This window comes from Pseudomonas sp. TSO6 (assembly GCF_056098905.1).
In genome coordinates, this window is sequence record NZ_JBLZWV010000047.1 from 23,216 (window position 1) to 38,256 (window position 15,041).

Below are 15,041 nucleotides of genomic sequence, written 5' to 3' on the forward strand. Positions count from 1 at the left end.
CCATCAAGGACGGTACCCATGCATTCACTGACTGACGAGCAGGTACTGGCGATCATCCGCGAGAACCCGGTAAACCGGGCACTCCTGGCGCTGATGGCAAGGCTGGAGATCCCCCACTGCATGCTGGTGGCAGGCGCCCTGTTCCAGACCTTCTGGAACCACCGCGCAGGGCTGCCTGCCGGCTGGGGTATCAAGGACTATGACATCGCCTATTTCGACGCCGACGTGTCTTGGGAGGCAGAGGACCAGGTTATCACCAGGGTGCAGCAGGCCTGCGCGCACTTGGGCGTCAACGTGGAGGTGCGCAACCAGGCCCGCGTCCACCTGTGGTACCAGGGGAAATTCGGCGGTGCTTACTCGCCATTGCTCAAGGTCACGGATGGCATCGACCGCTACCTGATCCGCTCGACCTGCCTTGGGGTTGATGTGTGCACGGGCACGTTGTACAGCACCCATGGCCTGGATGACCTGCAGCATGATCTGCTGAACATGAACGAGCTGAACCCACGGCCAGGCTTGTTCAGGGAGAAAGCCGCCAGCTACCGGGAGCGTTGGCCATGGCTTGTCTTGGTCGAGTGACCAGGATGCTCATGCTAGTGCCCGGTTTTCGACCCGCCGAACCAGTCACTGCGTGTCATCTCCCATACCTCGACCTGCATTGGCCCAGAAACAAAATATCCATCACGGGTACTCACCCTACGCATGCCTTCATGCTCTGAAACCTTGCGCGAGGCATGGTTGGCAACGGCTTTGGGAACCTGCATGAGCGGGCGTGACAACGCCTCGAACCAATAGGCGTTGATGACCCTGCAGGCTTCGCGCATGTAGCCCATGCCCCACCACTGCGGCGCAAGCCAGAAGCCTCTGTTGTTTCCAGGCTGCTCATGCAAACTGATACTGCCAATGGTGCACTCAGCCTCGTTGCGCAGGCGGATCATCCAGTGCCATTCACGGCCCGCAGCCATGGCAGGCAGGGCGATATCCCGCACATAGACCAGCGCACCGTCTTCCGGATATGGCCATGGGACGCGACGATCGAGGTAGCGGACAACTTCCCATTGCGGGAACAATTTCTGGATTGCAGGTGCATCCTGCAGCCGCAGGGGCGTGAGTACAAGGCGATCGGTATACAGCGTCGGCAGGCAATCCATGGCATTCGTTCCTGGGCATCCTTGTGGAAGCTTCTGATAGTCTGCGATGGGTCGTTTCTTGTCGAGCGGGACAACAGCTTACCTATGTGAACTGCATCCAAACGCCTCTCAGCTGAACACCCAGAGCACGCGGGTGGGCTTGTCGGTGAGGTTGGCGTAGCGAAAACTGGCGTGGGGTTGCAGTTGAAAACTGTCACTGGCGCGCAGCGTAACCGGCTCGCCGCCACCCAGCCACACAGTCAGCTCGCCTTCGAGCACGAAGCAGCCCTGCTCCGAGCTGTCGTCCAGGTACTCCTCGCCACTGCTGGCGCCCGGTTCCAGGTGGCTATCGAGCATGGAGAAGGCGCCCGTTATCGTAGGGGATGCCAGCACATCGGTGATGCCACCGGCCAGGTGAAGCGTGCGCCGCTCGTGAGGGCGGGTGACCCAGTCGAGCTCGCGGGGCTTGTCCAGTTTGTAAAAGTAAGCGGTCGAGACGCCGAGCTCTTCGCTGATGGCTGTGAGGTCGGCCACGGTCGGGCGCGACACGCCCCGTTCGACCTGGGACAGAAATCCCACCGAACGGCCGATACGCTGCGCCAGCTCGCCCAGCGTCAGGCCTTTGAACTTGCGCAGGTCGCGAATCAGTACTGCCAGGCCTTCGATTTCTTCGTGCACTTTCATAGTTGAATCGCGACTTTCGGACGGGAAAATAATGCCCTGAAAAGTACATGATTCATCTCACAAAGCAAATTGCTTGAAGGATTTGCTGCCTGTGAGGCAAGCAATCTGGGGCCGCCTTGCGGCCCATCGCCGGCAAGCCAGCTCCCACAGGTACAGCGCTGGCTTGAAGTTGGCGCAGCACTTTGGGGCCTTCCAGATTGCCGGGGCTGCTGTGCAGCCCATCGCCGGCAAGCCGGGCTCCCACAAGTACGGTGCCAACCTCAAGCATTGCGCTGGCCCTGTGGGAGCGGGTTCACCCGCGAAGAATCCAACCCGGTGTATGGCACCGGCTTTGCCGGTGTTCACGGCTAAAGCCCACACAGGTAGAGCGCATGTCTCAAGAACAGCGCGGTCCCTGTGGGAGCTGGCTTGCCGGCGATAGGCTGCGCAGCAGCCCCGGTGTATTCAGCAAACAGCCTCATAGGTCAGGTCCAGGCACTTGCGGGCTTTTTCCACCAGCTCGTCGATCTCTTCGATGCTGATCACCAGCGGCGGCGCGATGATCATGGTGTCGCCCACGGCGCGCATGATCAGGCCGTTGTCGAAGCAGTGCTGGCGGCAGATCATGCCGACACCTTTGCCTTCGTACCGGGCGCGGGTGGCCTTGTCTTTCACCAGCTCGATTGCGCCGAGCATGCCCAGGCCGCGCACTTCGCCTACCAGCGGGTGGTCAGCCAGTTCGCGCAGGCGTTGTTGCAGATAAGGCGCAGTTTTATCGTGCACCTGCTGGATGATCTGCTCATCACGCAGGATGCGCAGGTTCTCCAGGCCCACCGCAGCCGCCACCGGGTGGCCAGAATAGGTGAAGCCGTGGTTGAAGTCGCCGCCTTCGCTGATGACCTTGGCCACTTCGTCACGCACGATCACCCCGCCCATGGGGATGTAACCAGAGGTCAAGCCCTTGGCAATGGTCATCAGGTCGGGCTTGAGGTCGTAGTAGTCGGTACCGAACCACTCACCGGTGCGGCCAAAACCGCAAATCACTTCGTCAGCAACGAACAGGATGTCGTACCTGGCCAGGATTTCCTTCACCTTCGGCCAGTAGGTTTGCGGTGGAATGATCACACCACCGGCGCCCTGGATCGGCTCGGCGATGAAGGCGGCAACATTGTCCACGCCAACTTCGAGGATTTTCTTCTCCAACTGCTCGGCCGCCCACACGCCGAAGTCGGCCTCGGTCATGTCGCCGCCTTCGCCGAACCAATATGGCTGCGGGATGTGCACGATATCCGGAATCACCCCGCCCTGCTGGTGCATGCCGCTCATGCCACCCAATGCTGCCCCCGCCACAGTCGAGCCGTGGTAGCCGTTGATGCGGCCAATGATGACGTTCTTGTTCTTCTTGCCCTTCAGCGCCCAGTAATGGCGCACCATGCGCAGCACGGTGTCGTTGCCTTCGGAACCGGAGCCGGTGAAGAACACATGGTTCATGCCTTGCGGCGCCACATCGGCGATTGCCTTGGCCAGCTCCAGCGCAGGCGGGTGCGCGGTCTGGAAGAACAGGTTGTAGTAAGGCAGCTGCTTCATCTGCTGGCTGGCAACCTCGGCCAGCTCATCGCGACCGTAGCCGACCGCCACGCACCACAGGCCCGCCATGCCATCAAGAATCTTGTTGCCCTCGCTGTCCCACAGGTACACGCCCTTGGCCGAGGTGATGATGCGCGGGCCTTTCTCGGCCAGTTGTTTGACATCGCTGAACGGGGCCAGGTGGTGGTCGCGGCTCATCGATTGCCAGGCAAGAGTCTGCGAATTCTTTTCACTCATTGACTTCTACTCCATCAAGTTGCGCAGCCAGGCTGCGCGGGTACTTTTATAATTGGGAACGGTCGGTGTTCAGGCCGACAGCAACAGCCTCTGGCGCAATACCGAGCGATGCCGGCAGGCCTTGCCAAACGACTGGAAGATGGTCAGGTAATGCGGGTTGTCCATGACCTGAAACTCGGGGTGCCATTGCACGGCCAGGGCAAACCCCTTGCCGTTCTCGACCGAAATCGCTTCCACCAGGCCATCGGGTGCCAGCGCTTCCACCCGTAGCCCGGGGGCCAGTACATCGATGCCCTGGCCATGGATGGAATTGACGTCGAAGACCGCCGGCAAGCCCATGCGGTCGAGCAGGCCACCGGGCTCTACATGCATGGTGTGGCGCGGCCCATACTGTTTGTCGATGGGCTCACCCTTGCCTTCGCGGTGGTCCATGAACACACCGGTCTCGTGGACCTTCTGGTGCAGGGTGCCGCCCAGTGCCACGTTCATTTCCTGGAAGCCACGGCAAATGCCGAGCACCGGCACGCCGGCGGCGATGGCCGCACGCATCAGCGGCAACGTGGTGGCATCACGCAGCGGGTCGTGATGAGTGCCCGCTGCACTGGCCGCGCCGTTGTAATGGAACGGCTCGATGTTGGACGGCGAACCGGTGAAGATCAGCCCATCCACCACGTCGAGAATATCGGCGCTGTCCATCAGTTCACCGAGGCTGGGAATCACGATGGGCAGCCCACACGCTGCCTTGGCTGCCGCGCGTGCGTACTTCTCGCTGATGGTCTGGGTTGCATGCAGCTCGATCATGCTGGTGCATGCGGTAATGCCGATAACGGGCACACGTGGCATATCTTCCTCCGGCAAATCCATATTGCGCGTTGTGTTGAAAGGGAGGGTGCAGCGTCGCAGTGCGAACTTCGGCACCTACAGGAACCAGCGGTATTCGCGGGCATCGATGTGGCGCATGAAGTCCAGTTGCTCCTGGTATTTGTTTTCGCAATAGACCATCACGAACTCACTGCCCAAGCCTTCGTTGACCACCGGGTGGTGACGCATGGCGGCCAGGGCGCTGAGGGCATCCTTGGGGAAGTCGATGCCGCTCTGACGGTTTTCGTTCAGCGGGGCGATGGGCTCGACGCCGCGGTCCAGGCCATGCTCCATGCCGGTCAGGATCGCCGCCAACACCAGGTACGGGTTGGCATCGGCACCGGCGATGCGGTGTTCGATGCGCAGGTTGCGCGGGTCGGACTCGGGGATGCGAATGCACGCATCACGGTCTTCGAAGCCCCAGCTGGCCTTGCTCGCCGCGTTCACCATGGCGCCGTAGCGCCGGTAAGCATTGTGGTTGGGGGCGAAGATCGGCATGCAGTGCGGCAGCAGCTCCAGGCACCCCGCCACCGCATGGCGCAGCTTGCGCTGTTCAGCGCCGGCCAGGATGTTGTTGCCGCCAGCGTCATACAGGCTGACGTGCACATGCATGCCGCTGCCCGGCGCGTCCAGGTACGGCTTGCTCATGAAGCTGGCACGGTAGCCGTGCTTCATGGCGATACCGCGGGTACTGCGGCAGAACAGCGCCGACCAGTCCGCCGCGCTCAGGGCATCGTCGCTGTGGGAGAAGTTGATCTCGAACTGGCCAGGGCCCAGCTCTGCGGTGATGACGTTTGCCGGCACGCCCTGCTCGTTGGCGCCATCGACCATCTCGTGCAGCACCGACGAGAAGCGTGAAAGCCGCTCGATGTGCATGTTCGGCTGGTCGTCCTCGTCCCCGGTCGCCGTGTCCCGCGGGTACTGTGGCAGGCCGTTGTCGAGCTTGCGGTCGAACAGGTAGAACTCCAGCTCGAAAGCCACCACCGGGCGTATGCCGCGTTTGGCCAGGCGCTGAATCACGCGGGCCAGCACTTCACGGGGCTCGAACTCGATAGGCTTGGCGGTGCCGTCGGAGGTGATGAGCATCTGGGCAATCACTTCCTTTTCCCAGCGCACCGGCTTCAGGGTACCCGGCACCAGGCGCCGGGCAGCATCCGGGTCGCCGTCGGCAAAGCAGTAATCGCCAATCGGGTAAAGGCCACCCTGGGTACCCAACAACACGCAGTTCTGCGGCAGCTTCAGCGGCGCGCCCGCTGCAACCTTTTCCAGCATGTCCATGGGGTAGCGCTTGCCGTAGAAGTGCCCGGGGATATCCAGCGCAATCAGGTCGACATAACGAATTTCTGGGTGCTCCGCTCGGAACGAGCGCACTTCGGCCAGCAGATCCGCAAAGATGACACTCATCTTCTTATCCTTGTGAGGTGAACGAATTCAATTGAAGACCCAGAGCACGCGGGTGGGTTTTGCCGTCAGGTTGGCGTAACGGAACTGCGCGTGGGGTTGCACCTGGAAGCAGTCGTTGGCCTGCAGGGTCACGGCCTCGCCGTCGTCCAGCCATACCGTGAGTTCACCCTCAAGCACGAAACAACCTTGTTCGGAACGGTCACTCAGGTACGCCTCGCCACTGGTGGCGCCTGGCTCCAGATGGCTGTCGAGCATGGCAAAGGCACCGGCGATGGTGGGCGAAGCCAGCACATCGGTAATGCCCGACTCCAGGTACAGCGTGCGCCGCTCGTGGGGGCGCGTGACCCAACCAATGCTGCGGGGCTTGCTCAGGTTGTAGAAGTACGCGGTGGATACGCCGAGCGCTTCGCTGAGGGCAGTGAGGTCCGCCACGGTAGGGCGCGAAACACCGCGTTCGACCTGAGAAAGGAAGCCGACCGAGCGGTTGATGCGCTCGGCCAGCTCGCCCAGGGTCAGGTTCTTGAATTTGCGCAGGTCGTGAATAAGGATCGCGAGGGCTTCAACCTCTTCGTGCATCTTCATCGATTGGGCTGCCGTGAAATTTTTAGATTTATTTTTCATGAAAAATTACATGAAAATTTTCACGAGTCAAGCCGAACCCTGAATTTGTGCAGCAGCGAACAGAGGGTTTGGGGTGCAAGGATCCGGATTGGCAACGGTGCCGCGGGTTTCTTTAAAGGTGCTCAGGGAGTAGCCTCGGCGGTGAATCTTCCCAGCCCGGCCATTGCCCTCGTCATGCCAAACGGTTTCCCTGAATTGCCCCCGCTTAACGCGTTACGCGTGTTTGAAGTGGTTGCCCGCCACCTGAACTTCCGCCTGGCTGCCGAGGAGCTGGGTGTAACCCAGGCAGCAGTCGCGCAACAGATACGCGGGCTGGAAGCGAACCTGAACCTTCGCCTGTTCGAGCGCCTGCCCCGGGGCCTGGCGCTGACCGATGCGGGCCTGGGTTACAGCACCAGCATTCGCAGCGCCTTGGCGATGATCGATGAGGCAACCCGCCTGCTCCGGCCGCAGACGTCGCACCTGACGGTCAGCGTTACCCCTACCTTTGCCTCTAAATGGCTTATTCCGAGGCTGGGCAGCTTTGCGCAAAGCTACCCAGACATTGATCTGCGTGTGCTGGCCACAGATCGGCTGTCGCACTTCAGCACCGATGGCGTGGACATCGCAGTGCGCTATGGCAAGCCTGAAATCGGCGCGGGTTTGAACAGCGAACTGCTGATGGAGCAGCGCATCGTTGCCGTGGCCAGCCCAAAGCTGTTTGATGGCACTCATGCCCCTGCCAGCTTTGCCCAGCTTCAAGAATTCATCATGCTCCACGATGCCCATAATTTCTGGCCTCAGTACCTTGCGGCAGTGTTCCCGCAACACACCCAACCGACTGCGAAAAACCTGCGGTTCAATCAGACTTCATTGGCCATCGACGCGGCCATCAGTGGTCAAGGTATTGCTTTGGCCAGCCTGGCGTTCGTCAGCGATGAAATCGTTGCGGGCAGGCTGGTGCAGGTCTTCGGTCAGCAGCTCAAGCTCGATAAGTCGTTCTATCTGGTGTGGCCACGCAAGCTGCAGCAGCCTGAGTCGCTAGGCGTTGTGCAGCGCTGGCTCAAGCAACAGGCTGACAATAGTTAATCTACTGCTACGGTAAAGTTTGGCTGCCTCCCTCACCGCTGGGGCTACTGCTAAGGTGGTTGCACCTAAGCAATCAACCGTCCACGTTGGAGGCAGTATGTCAGTAGAAAAAGTTGCGATTATCACGGCCGGTGGCAGCGGTATGGGCGCGGCAGCAGCACGGCGCCTGTCCGCTGACGGCTTCAAGGTTGGCATCCTTTCCTCTTCGGGCAAGGGCGAAGCACTGGCTGCCGAGCTTGGCGGCATTGGCGTAACCGGCAGCAACCAGTCGGTTGATGACCTGAAACGCCTGGTCGACGCCGTGGTGGAAAAGTGGGGCCGCGTCGACGTGCTGGTCAACAGCGCCGGCCATGGTCCGCGCGCGCCGATCCTGGAAATCAGTGACGAAGACTGGCACAAGGGCATGGACACCTACCTGCTGAATGTCATTCGCCCTACTCGCCTGGTAACGCCTTACATGCAACGCCAGAAGGGTGGCGTGATCATCAACATTTCCACCGCCTGGGCATTCGAGCCGAATGAGCTGTTCCCGACCTCTGCTGTATTCCGTTCGGGCCTGGCCGCCTTCACCAAGATCTTCGCCGACAATTTTGCCGGGGATAACGTGCGCATCAACAACGTCCTCCCCGGCTGGATCGACAGCTTGCCAGGCACCGAACAACGCCGCGACAGCGTGCCGCTCAAACGCTATGGCACCAGCGAGGAAATCGCCGCCACCATCGCGTTTCTCGCCAGCGAAGGCGCTGCCTATATCACCGGGCAGAACATCAAGGTAGACGGCGGCCTGACGCGCAGCGTGTGATTGCCTGTGGCCGCAGTGTGCGCTGCTGCGGTCTTCGGTTTATGCAACATGGGTGTTCTTCAAGGGTAATCCTGCTCGTAGGCCAGTATGAATTGAGCCAAGGCGATGTCACTGATAGCTATGTCCGGATGGGATTGTCGAAATTCATCCATCGCAGCTTCAAGGTAAACCCCCTTGATATTGCCATCGCTCGCAACAAAGCTGCTGGCATCATCTCGAGTTGCTGCTATCAGCTTTTTATCTCGCGAGGTCAAGTAGGTGGTTGAAGTGCTCGTGCTGGAGATGAGGGTTTCGGCCCAGAAATCATTCATCGCCATCGCAGGACTGGAAAAAACCAAAAAACAACAGATGGACAAGGAAAATATATAGCGCATTATTAAACCTGAATGGAAAATACCCGAAGTAGTGTTAGCGTCGTCAACCCTTCGCTTCACTACACTCACCCGCGAGCCATTTAATTGCATTACTCAACAACGTTTCTCCCCTTCATACGCATCGCAGCATTATTAGCACGCTTCAAGCGCTCAGCACGCTGGGATTTAATGTAATCGTCACGCCCTTGCATGACACCGCCCGCCACCTCAATCCAATCACTCGCGGTACAACCGGAAACAAGAAAGGAAAATAAAAGCGGGCACATACACATCAATGACTTCATCAAACGCCCCAGTGATCATCGCTCACTAAAAAAATGCAACTACTTTTCTTCCCCTGAAACGCTACGCAGTCGCTCCTGCGCTTGCTCCAGTTTTCTTTTGTATCTTTCAATCATTCTGGCAGACCCGGACTCTATCGCAGCTTCCAGCTGGTCCTCCCTGCGGTGAACGTCTTTCAGTGCGCGAGACAATTGTTCTTCTTTTTGGCTCGGCTCATCATCACGGCAGTACCGCTGAACCCGAGACAACGCAGCTTCCAACCCTCTCTGCTGGTATATATTCCCATACCGTATTGCCTGTTCCCTTTCGTGAGCAATCTCGTCCCTGCGCTGTTCACAGCTCTTTGTATCTTCAGCCAAAGACAGGTCACACACTGCAAACACAGCGAATACACCCAATAAAAAAGGCGCTACCCCCACGCTACGAATACCCAGCGCGTGTTTCCTGTACGGATACCCTTCTACATGCTTGCCAACAACACTTCGCCCATGCATACCTGAAAGCCTTGTAAACCTGAAATTTGCCACATCGCACAGCAACGCCAACAAGACCTGCGCTGCCATGAGTACTTGAACGTACAGACCATCGAGCACCATGCTCAACCTGAGCAGCACAGTACCTCGCGATGACGCGACCGGCTTTACTTCAACCTTACTTGGCCTTACTTATCCATCTCAACAGGCGCCTGGCCCTTACTTTTTCTTACCAAACGCCTGTGCACCGCCACCCTGCCCTGATAATTCAGCCCCCGGGCAACGGACGAGCACCTGCCCAAGCCGCGCGACATTCACTAACGCGGCACGTGGCACACCCCCACCACCAGGTTATTCACATTAAAATAGTACTCAAAATCCGAGAACGCATTAAAGGTCATGATGCCCCCTTGAAAACCACGGGCCATGAATGGAATATTACTTCCCGCCGTATCGCCATCGAATGTTGAAATAGAACGAGTCTTGAAGAGATACCGCGAGGTATCCAGGTGCGTCATCGACAACTCGAAGCGTCTGTCGTACAAATATTTCACACCGTGCGGGGTTGTCACATGGTAATAGACATAAATCGCCCCTTCATTGGGGTCGATCGTCATATCTCCAACGCCGCGCCAAAGCCCCTCCCCCTCTTCCACGTGGACAAAGTCAATGGAGGCACTGCACGGGGCCCGAGGAATATCCCTGTATACCGATATCACATACTTGCTTATCAACCCTGCAAAGATTATTACCGATAGAAGTGACGTGAGGCCAATCACTTTTTTCCAACGCGCAGATAATTTACGCACAATGCCTCCCCGTGGCTTTCAGGCTTTACACAGCTTATGAGTAATTGACTGAGAGGCTTGCGGACATAATAATTGCTATCTTTCAATACCAGCGCCGGCTCGAACCCGGCCATCGCCGTTAATACATCATCCTTAGACATACTTTCACTCTGCTCGGCGTACAGCGTTGCTCCTTCCCCTTCCCATACACGCTTCCAGGCTTCCAAGTCCGGCGGCTTGTGAAACATCAGGTAGGCATAGATGACAGGGAGCAACGCACCTAGAAAAGCGAGGACCGGCAAAAACAAATGGCTATTTCTTCTTATCCATCCGTCACGCAATGGAAGGGGGGCAATAACAGAGGTCTGCCTTTCTTCAGCGAGCTCCGCCTTGCCAGATGCAGCCTCACTTGAGCCGGTTTGCTTGCTGTCATTGCCAACGGGTTGCTCACTGGCGCCTGTTGATGCTGGCGGCCAGACTTGCTCGAGGTGCAATGGCATGTCCCGTTCAACTGCAGCGCCCGCGGAAACCATGGTGATTTCACACAGAAGTATCAAACCGCGCTTAGGCAATGTTTTCAAACTGTCTCGAGGCACACCAACATCAACAAGCTTCGAACGAAGCGCATGCACTGTCTTGTAATAACTGCTGTCAGAGACAACCAAGCCCCGGCCACCCCATACCTGGGAAATTATCGCCTCTTTATCAGTAATGCCTGCTATCAGGGCAAGCAACATATCGCTTTCGTTACTGCCTAAAGTTGTTGATAACTGAGCACAACTCAGCGTCATCCGTTCCGCGTCGTAACAGACCTCCATCAATACCCTCCACGGCCAATGACTTGCGCCAGCACAATGACAACCTTCCGGCTAGCCAGCCGCCACTGTCCCGCTGCGACACGCATAATATCATCACTGACTTCACAACCAGCCTATGCGGCAAGCGACGGGTTGATGGCCAGCAGGTCAAAAGCGCGACCTGACCTGACCCGAGGCACGCAGCGAAGGCGCTATTTACTGGCGACCGACTGATTGGCCAGCGGGCAGCTCTGGGCGTTAAGAAAACGCGATGTTTTCAGCCAGTTTTGCTGCGGATAATAGGCAAACACGTAGCTGCCGCGTTGCAGCGTTTCGATCAGCTTGCCAGCAATTGCTGGCCGCACGGCTGGGCAGCCCTGGCTGCGCCCCAGGCGCCCGAGGCCGGGTACGACCTTGGGGTCGGCATACGCAGCGGCATGCATCACGATCGCCCGCGACATGCTGTTATCGTTAAACCCCGGCTCAAGCCCCTGCAGGCGCAGCGAGCGGCCATGCTTGCCGCTGTAGGTCTGCCCCGTCTCGTACAGGCCGATGGAGGACTGGTAGCTGTTCGGCACATTGGAAAACGTGGTCGGCACATCAGCGCCGCTGTTCTTGCCATGGGCGACCCACTCCTCGAACAACAGCTTCCTGGCGCGCAGGTTGAACACCCACAGGCGTTTGTCACGCGAAGCCTTGGAGTAATCGATCACCGTCAGCAACTTGTCCGCGTCGCTGTGACTGGCGCACGCGTAGGCGGTGAGTGCCAGGGCCAGGGTCGAAAGGCTGGCGTTAGGCGCCAACTGCTGCAGCTCGGCAGCGCTAGGCAGGGGTTGCGCGTAGGCAGCATGCCAGGCGCTGAGTAAAAACAGGCCAATACTGGCCGCTGAGAACCGGAAGGCTCCCCGCAATGGTTCGAACATCGACATTGAATACCCTGTTGAAAACCTGTCTTTTCTTGCCTTGTTTGCAGCCAAAAGCGGCTACTTTGCTTGATTACCTCAGGAAAGCCGATCACTTCTTGACCAATGGTTTAGATTCTTCACTGCCTTCGGTGCTGATCACCGTGAATTTTCCTTCGGTGCGGGTCTCCCGGGTCGACGCCCAGTCGGTGATCACCAACATCGTGCCGACGTCCATCGCCGTGCGTAAGTGACGGCGAAACTCCGGGTTGATGTTCAGTTGCCCCAGTTGTTCATAGGGGGTATTCCCGTACTCCGGGTTGCTCAGGCCCACCACCGACCACCGTAAGGGTAGCGCGCCATCGAGTGCCAGGGCGGATGGTTTTTGCAGCAGGGAATACACCGCCATACCACTGCGATGCTGGCTGCCTTCAGGCGAAAGTGCTGGCGCCGAGCCGACCAACTGGCCACCGCGATACACGTAGGCACGCAAGTCGGCGCGGCTGATCAGGATAGACAGGGGCCCTGCCGTGGGGTCTGGGTCGTTCCAGAACTGCTGGTTGCTCAGCATCAGCGGGCCTTGGGCCTTGCCATCGCTGACCGTGGGCGCCAGCACGCCGGGGTGGTAGACCTCCACCGGGGCACTGCTGGTATCGGAAACGATAACGGTGGTCGAACTGAAACCGGTGACTTCGTACAGCTTCTTGGCAAAGTCCATCGGCAGGCGCACGCAACCATGCGAGGCGGGGTACCCCGGTAGATGGCCTGCGTGCAGGGCAATGCCGTCCCACGTCAGGCGCTCCATGTAGGGCATCGGTGCGCTGTTGTAGAGGCTGGACTTGTGCTCGACCTTCTTCTGCAGAATGCTGAATACCCCGGTGGGGGTTTCCCGCCCTGGCTTGCCGCTGCTCACGGTACTGACGCCGATGGCAATGCCATTGCGATAAACGTAGGCACGTTGCTCGGTAAGGCTGACCACTACGGTCACCGGCCCCACCGGCGAAACCTGCGGGTACCAGAGAAACTGGCCAGGCTTGAGGCTTTCAAGCTGGCTCCTGAGTGCGGCCGGTGTGGGCACCTGCAGTGGAGCCGCTTCGACCAAGGCAGCGCTGAGTAACAGACCCAGTCCAAGCGTTACATGCAACATCCTATTGCCCCCCAAAGAACCCTGCCGCCAGCTTAGTCGGAACATGACCCGCAAAGCCACACGTTCAACGCACCGGCCCAGGCTGTCGGAATACCACGCGATCAGACCGGGCGCTGGAGGTAACAACTGTGCACAGTAGATGTGCACAAAATTCCCACTTAAAAGCGCAGCGCACGCCATGGAACTTGCCAGATGAAGGCGCTCGAACCCTAGATCTGGCCATACGCATGGGTTGGTATGATTATTGTTTGTATACAAATCCAAAAATAAAAGTACACAACCATCATGGAGTCCCGATGGCGTCGATTTCACGTTCCGATGTTGACCAGCTCGATGCTCTCCCCGTCGATACGGCTGGGCGCAGCCCGCTGGCGTTGAGCCCGCGCCTGTATAGTGCCGACCTTGCACCGACCCGCGCGGCAAATCGCACCTGGGGGCGCTACAGCCTGTTTGCGCTGTGGACCAACGATGTGCATAACATCGCCAACTATTCATTCGCCATCGGCCTGTTCGCCCTGGGCATGAGCGGCGCGCAGATCCTCTGCGCCTTCGCGCTCGGCGCACTGGTGATCTACGGCCTGATGAACCTGTCCGGTTACATGGGCCAGAAGACCGGCCTGCCCTACCCTGTCCTGTGCCGGATCAGCTTCGGTATTCATGGGGCGCAGATCCCGGCACTGATCCGCGCGGTGATCGCCATCGCCTGGTTCGGCATCCAGACCTACCTCGCCTCGGTTGTCCTGCGCGTGCTGCTGACCGCCATCGCACCGGACCTCAAGGCCTACGACCAGAACTCGATCCTCGGCCTGTCGACCCTGGGCTGGCTCACCTTCCTCGGCATCTGGTGCGTACAGGTGGCGATCTTCGCCTACGGCATGGAGATGGTGCGCCGCTTCGAGTCCATCACCGGGCCGATCATCCTGGTGGCTTTCGCCTGCCTGGCGGGCTGGATGTACTGGCGCAGCGGCCTGTCGATTGCCTGGTCAAGCGGCAACGCGCCAACCGGCTCCACAATGTGGCTGAAAGTGCTCGGCGCCGCCGCGTTATGGGTCTCGCTGTACGGCACCATGATTCTCAATTTCTGCGACTTTACCCGTAACTGCCCGGACCGGCGCACCATCAGCGTGGGCAACTTCTGGGGCCTGCCGGTGAACATGCTCGGCTTCGCGCTGATCGCCGTAGTGCTCGCCGGTGCGCAGTTCAGCATCGACGGCAAGCTGGTGCAGGGCCCGACCGAAATCGTCGCCGCCATCCCCAACACCGCCGGCCTGGTACTGGCCTGCCTGGCCTTCCTGATCGTCACCGTGGCAGTGAACATCATGGCCAACTTCGTCGCCCCGGCCTACGTGCTCGCCAACCTGGCGCCGAACCTGCTGAACTTCCGCCGCGCAGGCTTGCTCAGCGCCGCGATCGCGGTGGTAATCCTGCCCTGGCACTTGTACAACAGCCCGTCCGTGATCGTGTATTTCCTCGGCGGCCTGGGCGCCCTGCTCGGCCCTCTGTACGGCATCATCGTCACCGACTACTACCTGGTACGGCGCAGCCGGGTGAACCTGCCGCAGCTGTACAGCGAAAGCACAGAGGGCGCCTATCACTACAGCGGCGGGATCAACCTGCGCGCCGTGGCGGCGTTCATACCCGCTGCACTGATCGCCATCGTGCTGGCACTGGTGCCGGCGTTCGAGACGCTGTCGCAGTTCTCCTGGTTCTTCGGAGCTGGTTTGGGCGGGTTGATTCATTACGCCCTTGCCAATCGCAGCGCCAGGTACCAGGAAGTGTCCGGCGAAAGCATTGCGGTAGATAGCACGCAGCACTGACCGGGATTGGAAGCAGCCACGTGTGGCTGCTTTCGACCAAAGCAGACGGTCACAGCGCACTTTTTGTGAGAGCTGCGTCCGGGATCCA

16 protein-coding genes are annotated in these 15,041 nt (G+C 59.2%); 4 read left to right on the top strand and 12 right to left on the bottom strand.

The window, feature by feature from the left end; genetic code table 11:
* Positions 1-18: 18 nt before the first annotated feature.
* The gene (locus ACN6NG_RS20435) at positions 19-579 is read left to right on the top strand and encodes a nucleotidyltransferase family protein (RefSeq protein WP_474315813.1); all 561 of its coding nucleotides are present in this window, start codon (positions 19-21) and stop codon (positions 577-579) included.
* Between the two features lie 14 nt (positions 580-593).
* On the opposite strand, the gene ACN6NG_RS20440 is transcribed toward ACN6NG_RS20435, so the two are convergent.
* The 6 genes from ACN6NG_RS20440 to ACN6NG_RS20465 form a co-directional block, all read right to left on the bottom strand.
* On the bottom strand, positions 594-1,151 hold the full coding sequence (locus ACN6NG_RS20440; protein ID WP_063425271.1) for a GNAT family N-acetyltransferase: 558 nt from the start codon (positions 1,149-1,151) through the stop codon (positions 594-596).
* A 108-nt stretch (positions 1,152-1,259) separates the two neighbouring features.
* Positions 1,260-1,814, bottom strand: coding sequence for a helix-turn-helix domain-containing protein (locus tag ACN6NG_RS20445; protein ID WP_016485777.1), 555 nt, complete (start codon positions 1,812-1,814; stop codon positions 1,260-1,262).
* 444 nt (positions 1,815-2,258) lie between these two features.
* Positions 2,259-3,617, bottom strand: a complete 1,359-nt coding sequence (locus tag ACN6NG_RS20450) for an aspartate aminotransferase family protein (RefSeq protein ID WP_063425267.1) — start codon at positions 3,615-3,617, stop codon at positions 2,259-2,261.
* A 69-nt stretch (positions 3,618-3,686) separates the two neighbouring features.
* Entirely contained in the window at positions 3,687-4,460 is a 774-nt protein-coding gene (locus ACN6NG_RS20455; RefSeq protein WP_016500676.1) for a gamma-glutamyl-gamma-aminobutyrate hydrolase family protein, read from the bottom strand.
* A gap of 75 nt (positions 4,461-4,535) precedes the next feature.
* Positions 4,536-5,882: a glutamine synthetase family protein gene (locus ACN6NG_RS20460; protein WP_063425265.1), complete on the bottom strand. Its 1,347-nt coding sequence runs from the start codon at positions 5,880-5,882 to the stop codon at positions 4,536-4,538.
* A gap of 27 nt (positions 5,883-5,909) precedes the next feature.
* Positions 5,910-6,464 carry a helix-turn-helix domain-containing protein gene (locus ACN6NG_RS20465; protein WP_063425263.1) on the bottom strand — a complete coding sequence of 185 codons (555 nt, stop codon included), beginning with the start codon at positions 6,462-6,464 and terminating at the stop codon, positions 5,910-5,912.
* Between the two features lie 213 nt (positions 6,465-6,677).
* Between ACN6NG_RS20465 and ACN6NG_RS20470 the strand changes: the two genes are divergently transcribed.
* A complete protein-coding gene (locus ACN6NG_RS20470; protein ID WP_197897727.1) occupies positions 6,678-7,571 on the top strand; it encodes a LysR substrate-binding domain-containing protein in 894 nt (297 codons plus the stop codon).
* A 97-nt stretch (positions 7,572-7,668) separates the two neighbouring features.
* The gene (locus ACN6NG_RS20475; protein ID WP_063425259.1) at positions 7,669-8,373 is read left to right on the top strand and encodes an SDR family oxidoreductase; all 705 of its coding nucleotides are present in this window, start codon (positions 7,669-7,671) and stop codon (positions 8,371-8,373) included.
* Between the two features lie 59 nt (positions 8,374-8,432).
* Here the strand turns inward: ACN6NG_RS20475 and ACN6NG_RS20480 are convergent, their stop codons facing one another.
* The 6 genes from ACN6NG_RS20480 to ACN6NG_RS20505 form a co-directional block, all read right to left on the bottom strand.
* A complete protein-coding gene (locus ACN6NG_RS20480; RefSeq protein ID WP_063425257.1) occupies positions 8,433-8,747 on the bottom strand; it encodes a DUF2388 domain-containing protein in 315 nt (104 codons plus the stop codon).
* A 323-nt stretch (positions 8,748-9,070) separates the two neighbouring features.
* Positions 9,071-9,625: a DUF1090 family protein gene (locus ACN6NG_RS20485; RefSeq protein WP_474315820.1), complete on the bottom strand. Its 555-nt coding sequence runs from the start codon at positions 9,623-9,625 to the stop codon at positions 9,071-9,073.
* A gap of 194 nt (positions 9,626-9,819) precedes the next feature.
* On the bottom strand, positions 9,820-10,119 hold the full coding sequence (locus ACN6NG_RS20490; RefSeq protein ID WP_240979203.1) for a hypothetical protein: 300 nt from the start codon (positions 10,117-10,119) through the stop codon (positions 9,820-9,822).
* A gap of 158 nt (positions 10,120-10,277) precedes the next feature.
* On the bottom strand, positions 10,278-11,108 hold the full coding sequence (locus ACN6NG_RS20495) for a winged helix-turn-helix domain-containing protein (RefSeq protein ID WP_474315822.1): 831 nt from the start codon (positions 11,106-11,108) through the stop codon (positions 10,278-10,280).
* A gap of 191 nt (positions 11,109-11,299) precedes the next feature.
* Positions 11,300-12,016 (bottom strand): murein L,D-transpeptidase catalytic domain family protein, encoded by a 717-nt coding sequence (locus tag ACN6NG_RS20500; protein WP_474315825.1) that lies wholly within the window; start codon positions 12,014-12,016, stop codon positions 11,300-11,302.
* A gap of 85 nt (positions 12,017-12,101) precedes the next feature.
* On the bottom strand, positions 12,102-13,136 hold the full coding sequence (locus ACN6NG_RS20505; RefSeq protein ID WP_063425249.1) for a L,D-transpeptidase: 1,035 nt from the start codon (positions 13,134-13,136) through the stop codon (positions 12,102-12,104).
* 227 nt (positions 13,137-13,363) lie between these two features.
* Between ACN6NG_RS20505 and ACN6NG_RS20510 the strand changes: the two genes are divergently transcribed.
* On the top strand, positions 13,364-14,953 hold the full coding sequence (locus ACN6NG_RS20510) for an NCS1 family nucleobase:cation symporter-1 (RefSeq protein ID WP_474315827.1): 1,590 nt from the start codon (positions 13,364-13,366) through the stop codon (positions 14,951-14,953).
* Positions 14,954-15,041 lie beyond the last annotated feature (88 nt).

Coding starts and splice junctions, on each gene's coding strand:
- ACN6NG_RS20475 (WP_063425259.1), top strand. CDS start 7,669: ATGTCAGTAGAAAAAGTTGCGATTATCACGGCCGGTGGCAGCGGTATG.
- ACN6NG_RS20460 (WP_063425265.1), bottom strand. CDS start 5,882: ATGAGTGTCATCTTTGCGGATCTGCTGGCCGAAGTGCGCTCGTTCCGA.
- ACN6NG_RS20470 (WP_197897727.1), top strand. CDS start 6,678: ATGCCAAACGGTTTCCCTGAATTGCCCCCGCTTAACGCGTTACGCGTG.
- ACN6NG_RS20495 (WP_474315822.1), bottom strand. CDS start 11,108: ATGGAGGTCTGTTACGACGCGGAACGGATGACGCTGAGTTGTGCTCAG.
- ACN6NG_RS20505 (WP_063425249.1), bottom strand. CDS start 13,136: ATGTTGCATGTAACGCTTGGACTGGGTCTGTTACTCAGCGCTGCCTTG.
- ACN6NG_RS20435 (WP_474315813.1), top strand. CDS start 19: ATGCATTCACTGACTGACGAGCAGGTACTGGCGATCATCCGCGAGAAC.
- ACN6NG_RS20485 (WP_474315820.1), bottom strand. CDS start 9,625: ATGGTGCTCGATGGTCTGTACGTTCAAGTACTCATGGCAGCGCAGGTC.
- ACN6NG_RS20465 (WP_063425263.1), bottom strand. CDS start 6,464: ATGAAGATGCACGAAGAGGTTGAAGCCCTCGCGATCCTTATTCACGAC.
- ACN6NG_RS20490 (WP_240979203.1), bottom strand. CDS start 10,119: ATGACGATCGACCCCAATGAAGGGGCGATTTATGTCTATTACCATGTG.
- ACN6NG_RS20455 (WP_016500676.1), bottom strand. CDS start 4,460: ATGCCACGTGTGCCCGTTATCGGCATTACCGCATGCACCAGCATGATC.
- ACN6NG_RS20445 (WP_016485777.1), bottom strand. CDS start 1,814: ATGAAAGTGCACGAAGAAATCGAAGGCCTGGCAGTACTGATTCGCGAC.
- ACN6NG_RS20480 (WP_063425257.1), bottom strand. CDS start 8,747: ATGCGCTATATATTTTCCTTGTCCATCTGTTGTTTTTTGGTTTTTTCC.
- ACN6NG_RS20510 (WP_474315827.1), top strand. CDS start 13,364: ATGGGTTGGTATGATTATTGTTTGTATACAAATCCAAAAATAAAAGTA.
- ACN6NG_RS20450 (WP_063425267.1), bottom strand. CDS start 3,617: ATGAGTGAAAAGAATTCGCAGACTCTTGCCTGGCAATCGATGAGCCGC.
- ACN6NG_RS20440 (WP_063425271.1), bottom strand. CDS start 1,151: ATGGATTGCCTGCCGACGCTGTATACCGATCGCCTTGTACTCACGCCC.
- ACN6NG_RS20500 (WP_474315825.1), bottom strand. CDS start 12,016: ATGTCGATGTTCGAACCATTGCGGGGAGCCTTCCGGTTCTCAGCGGCC.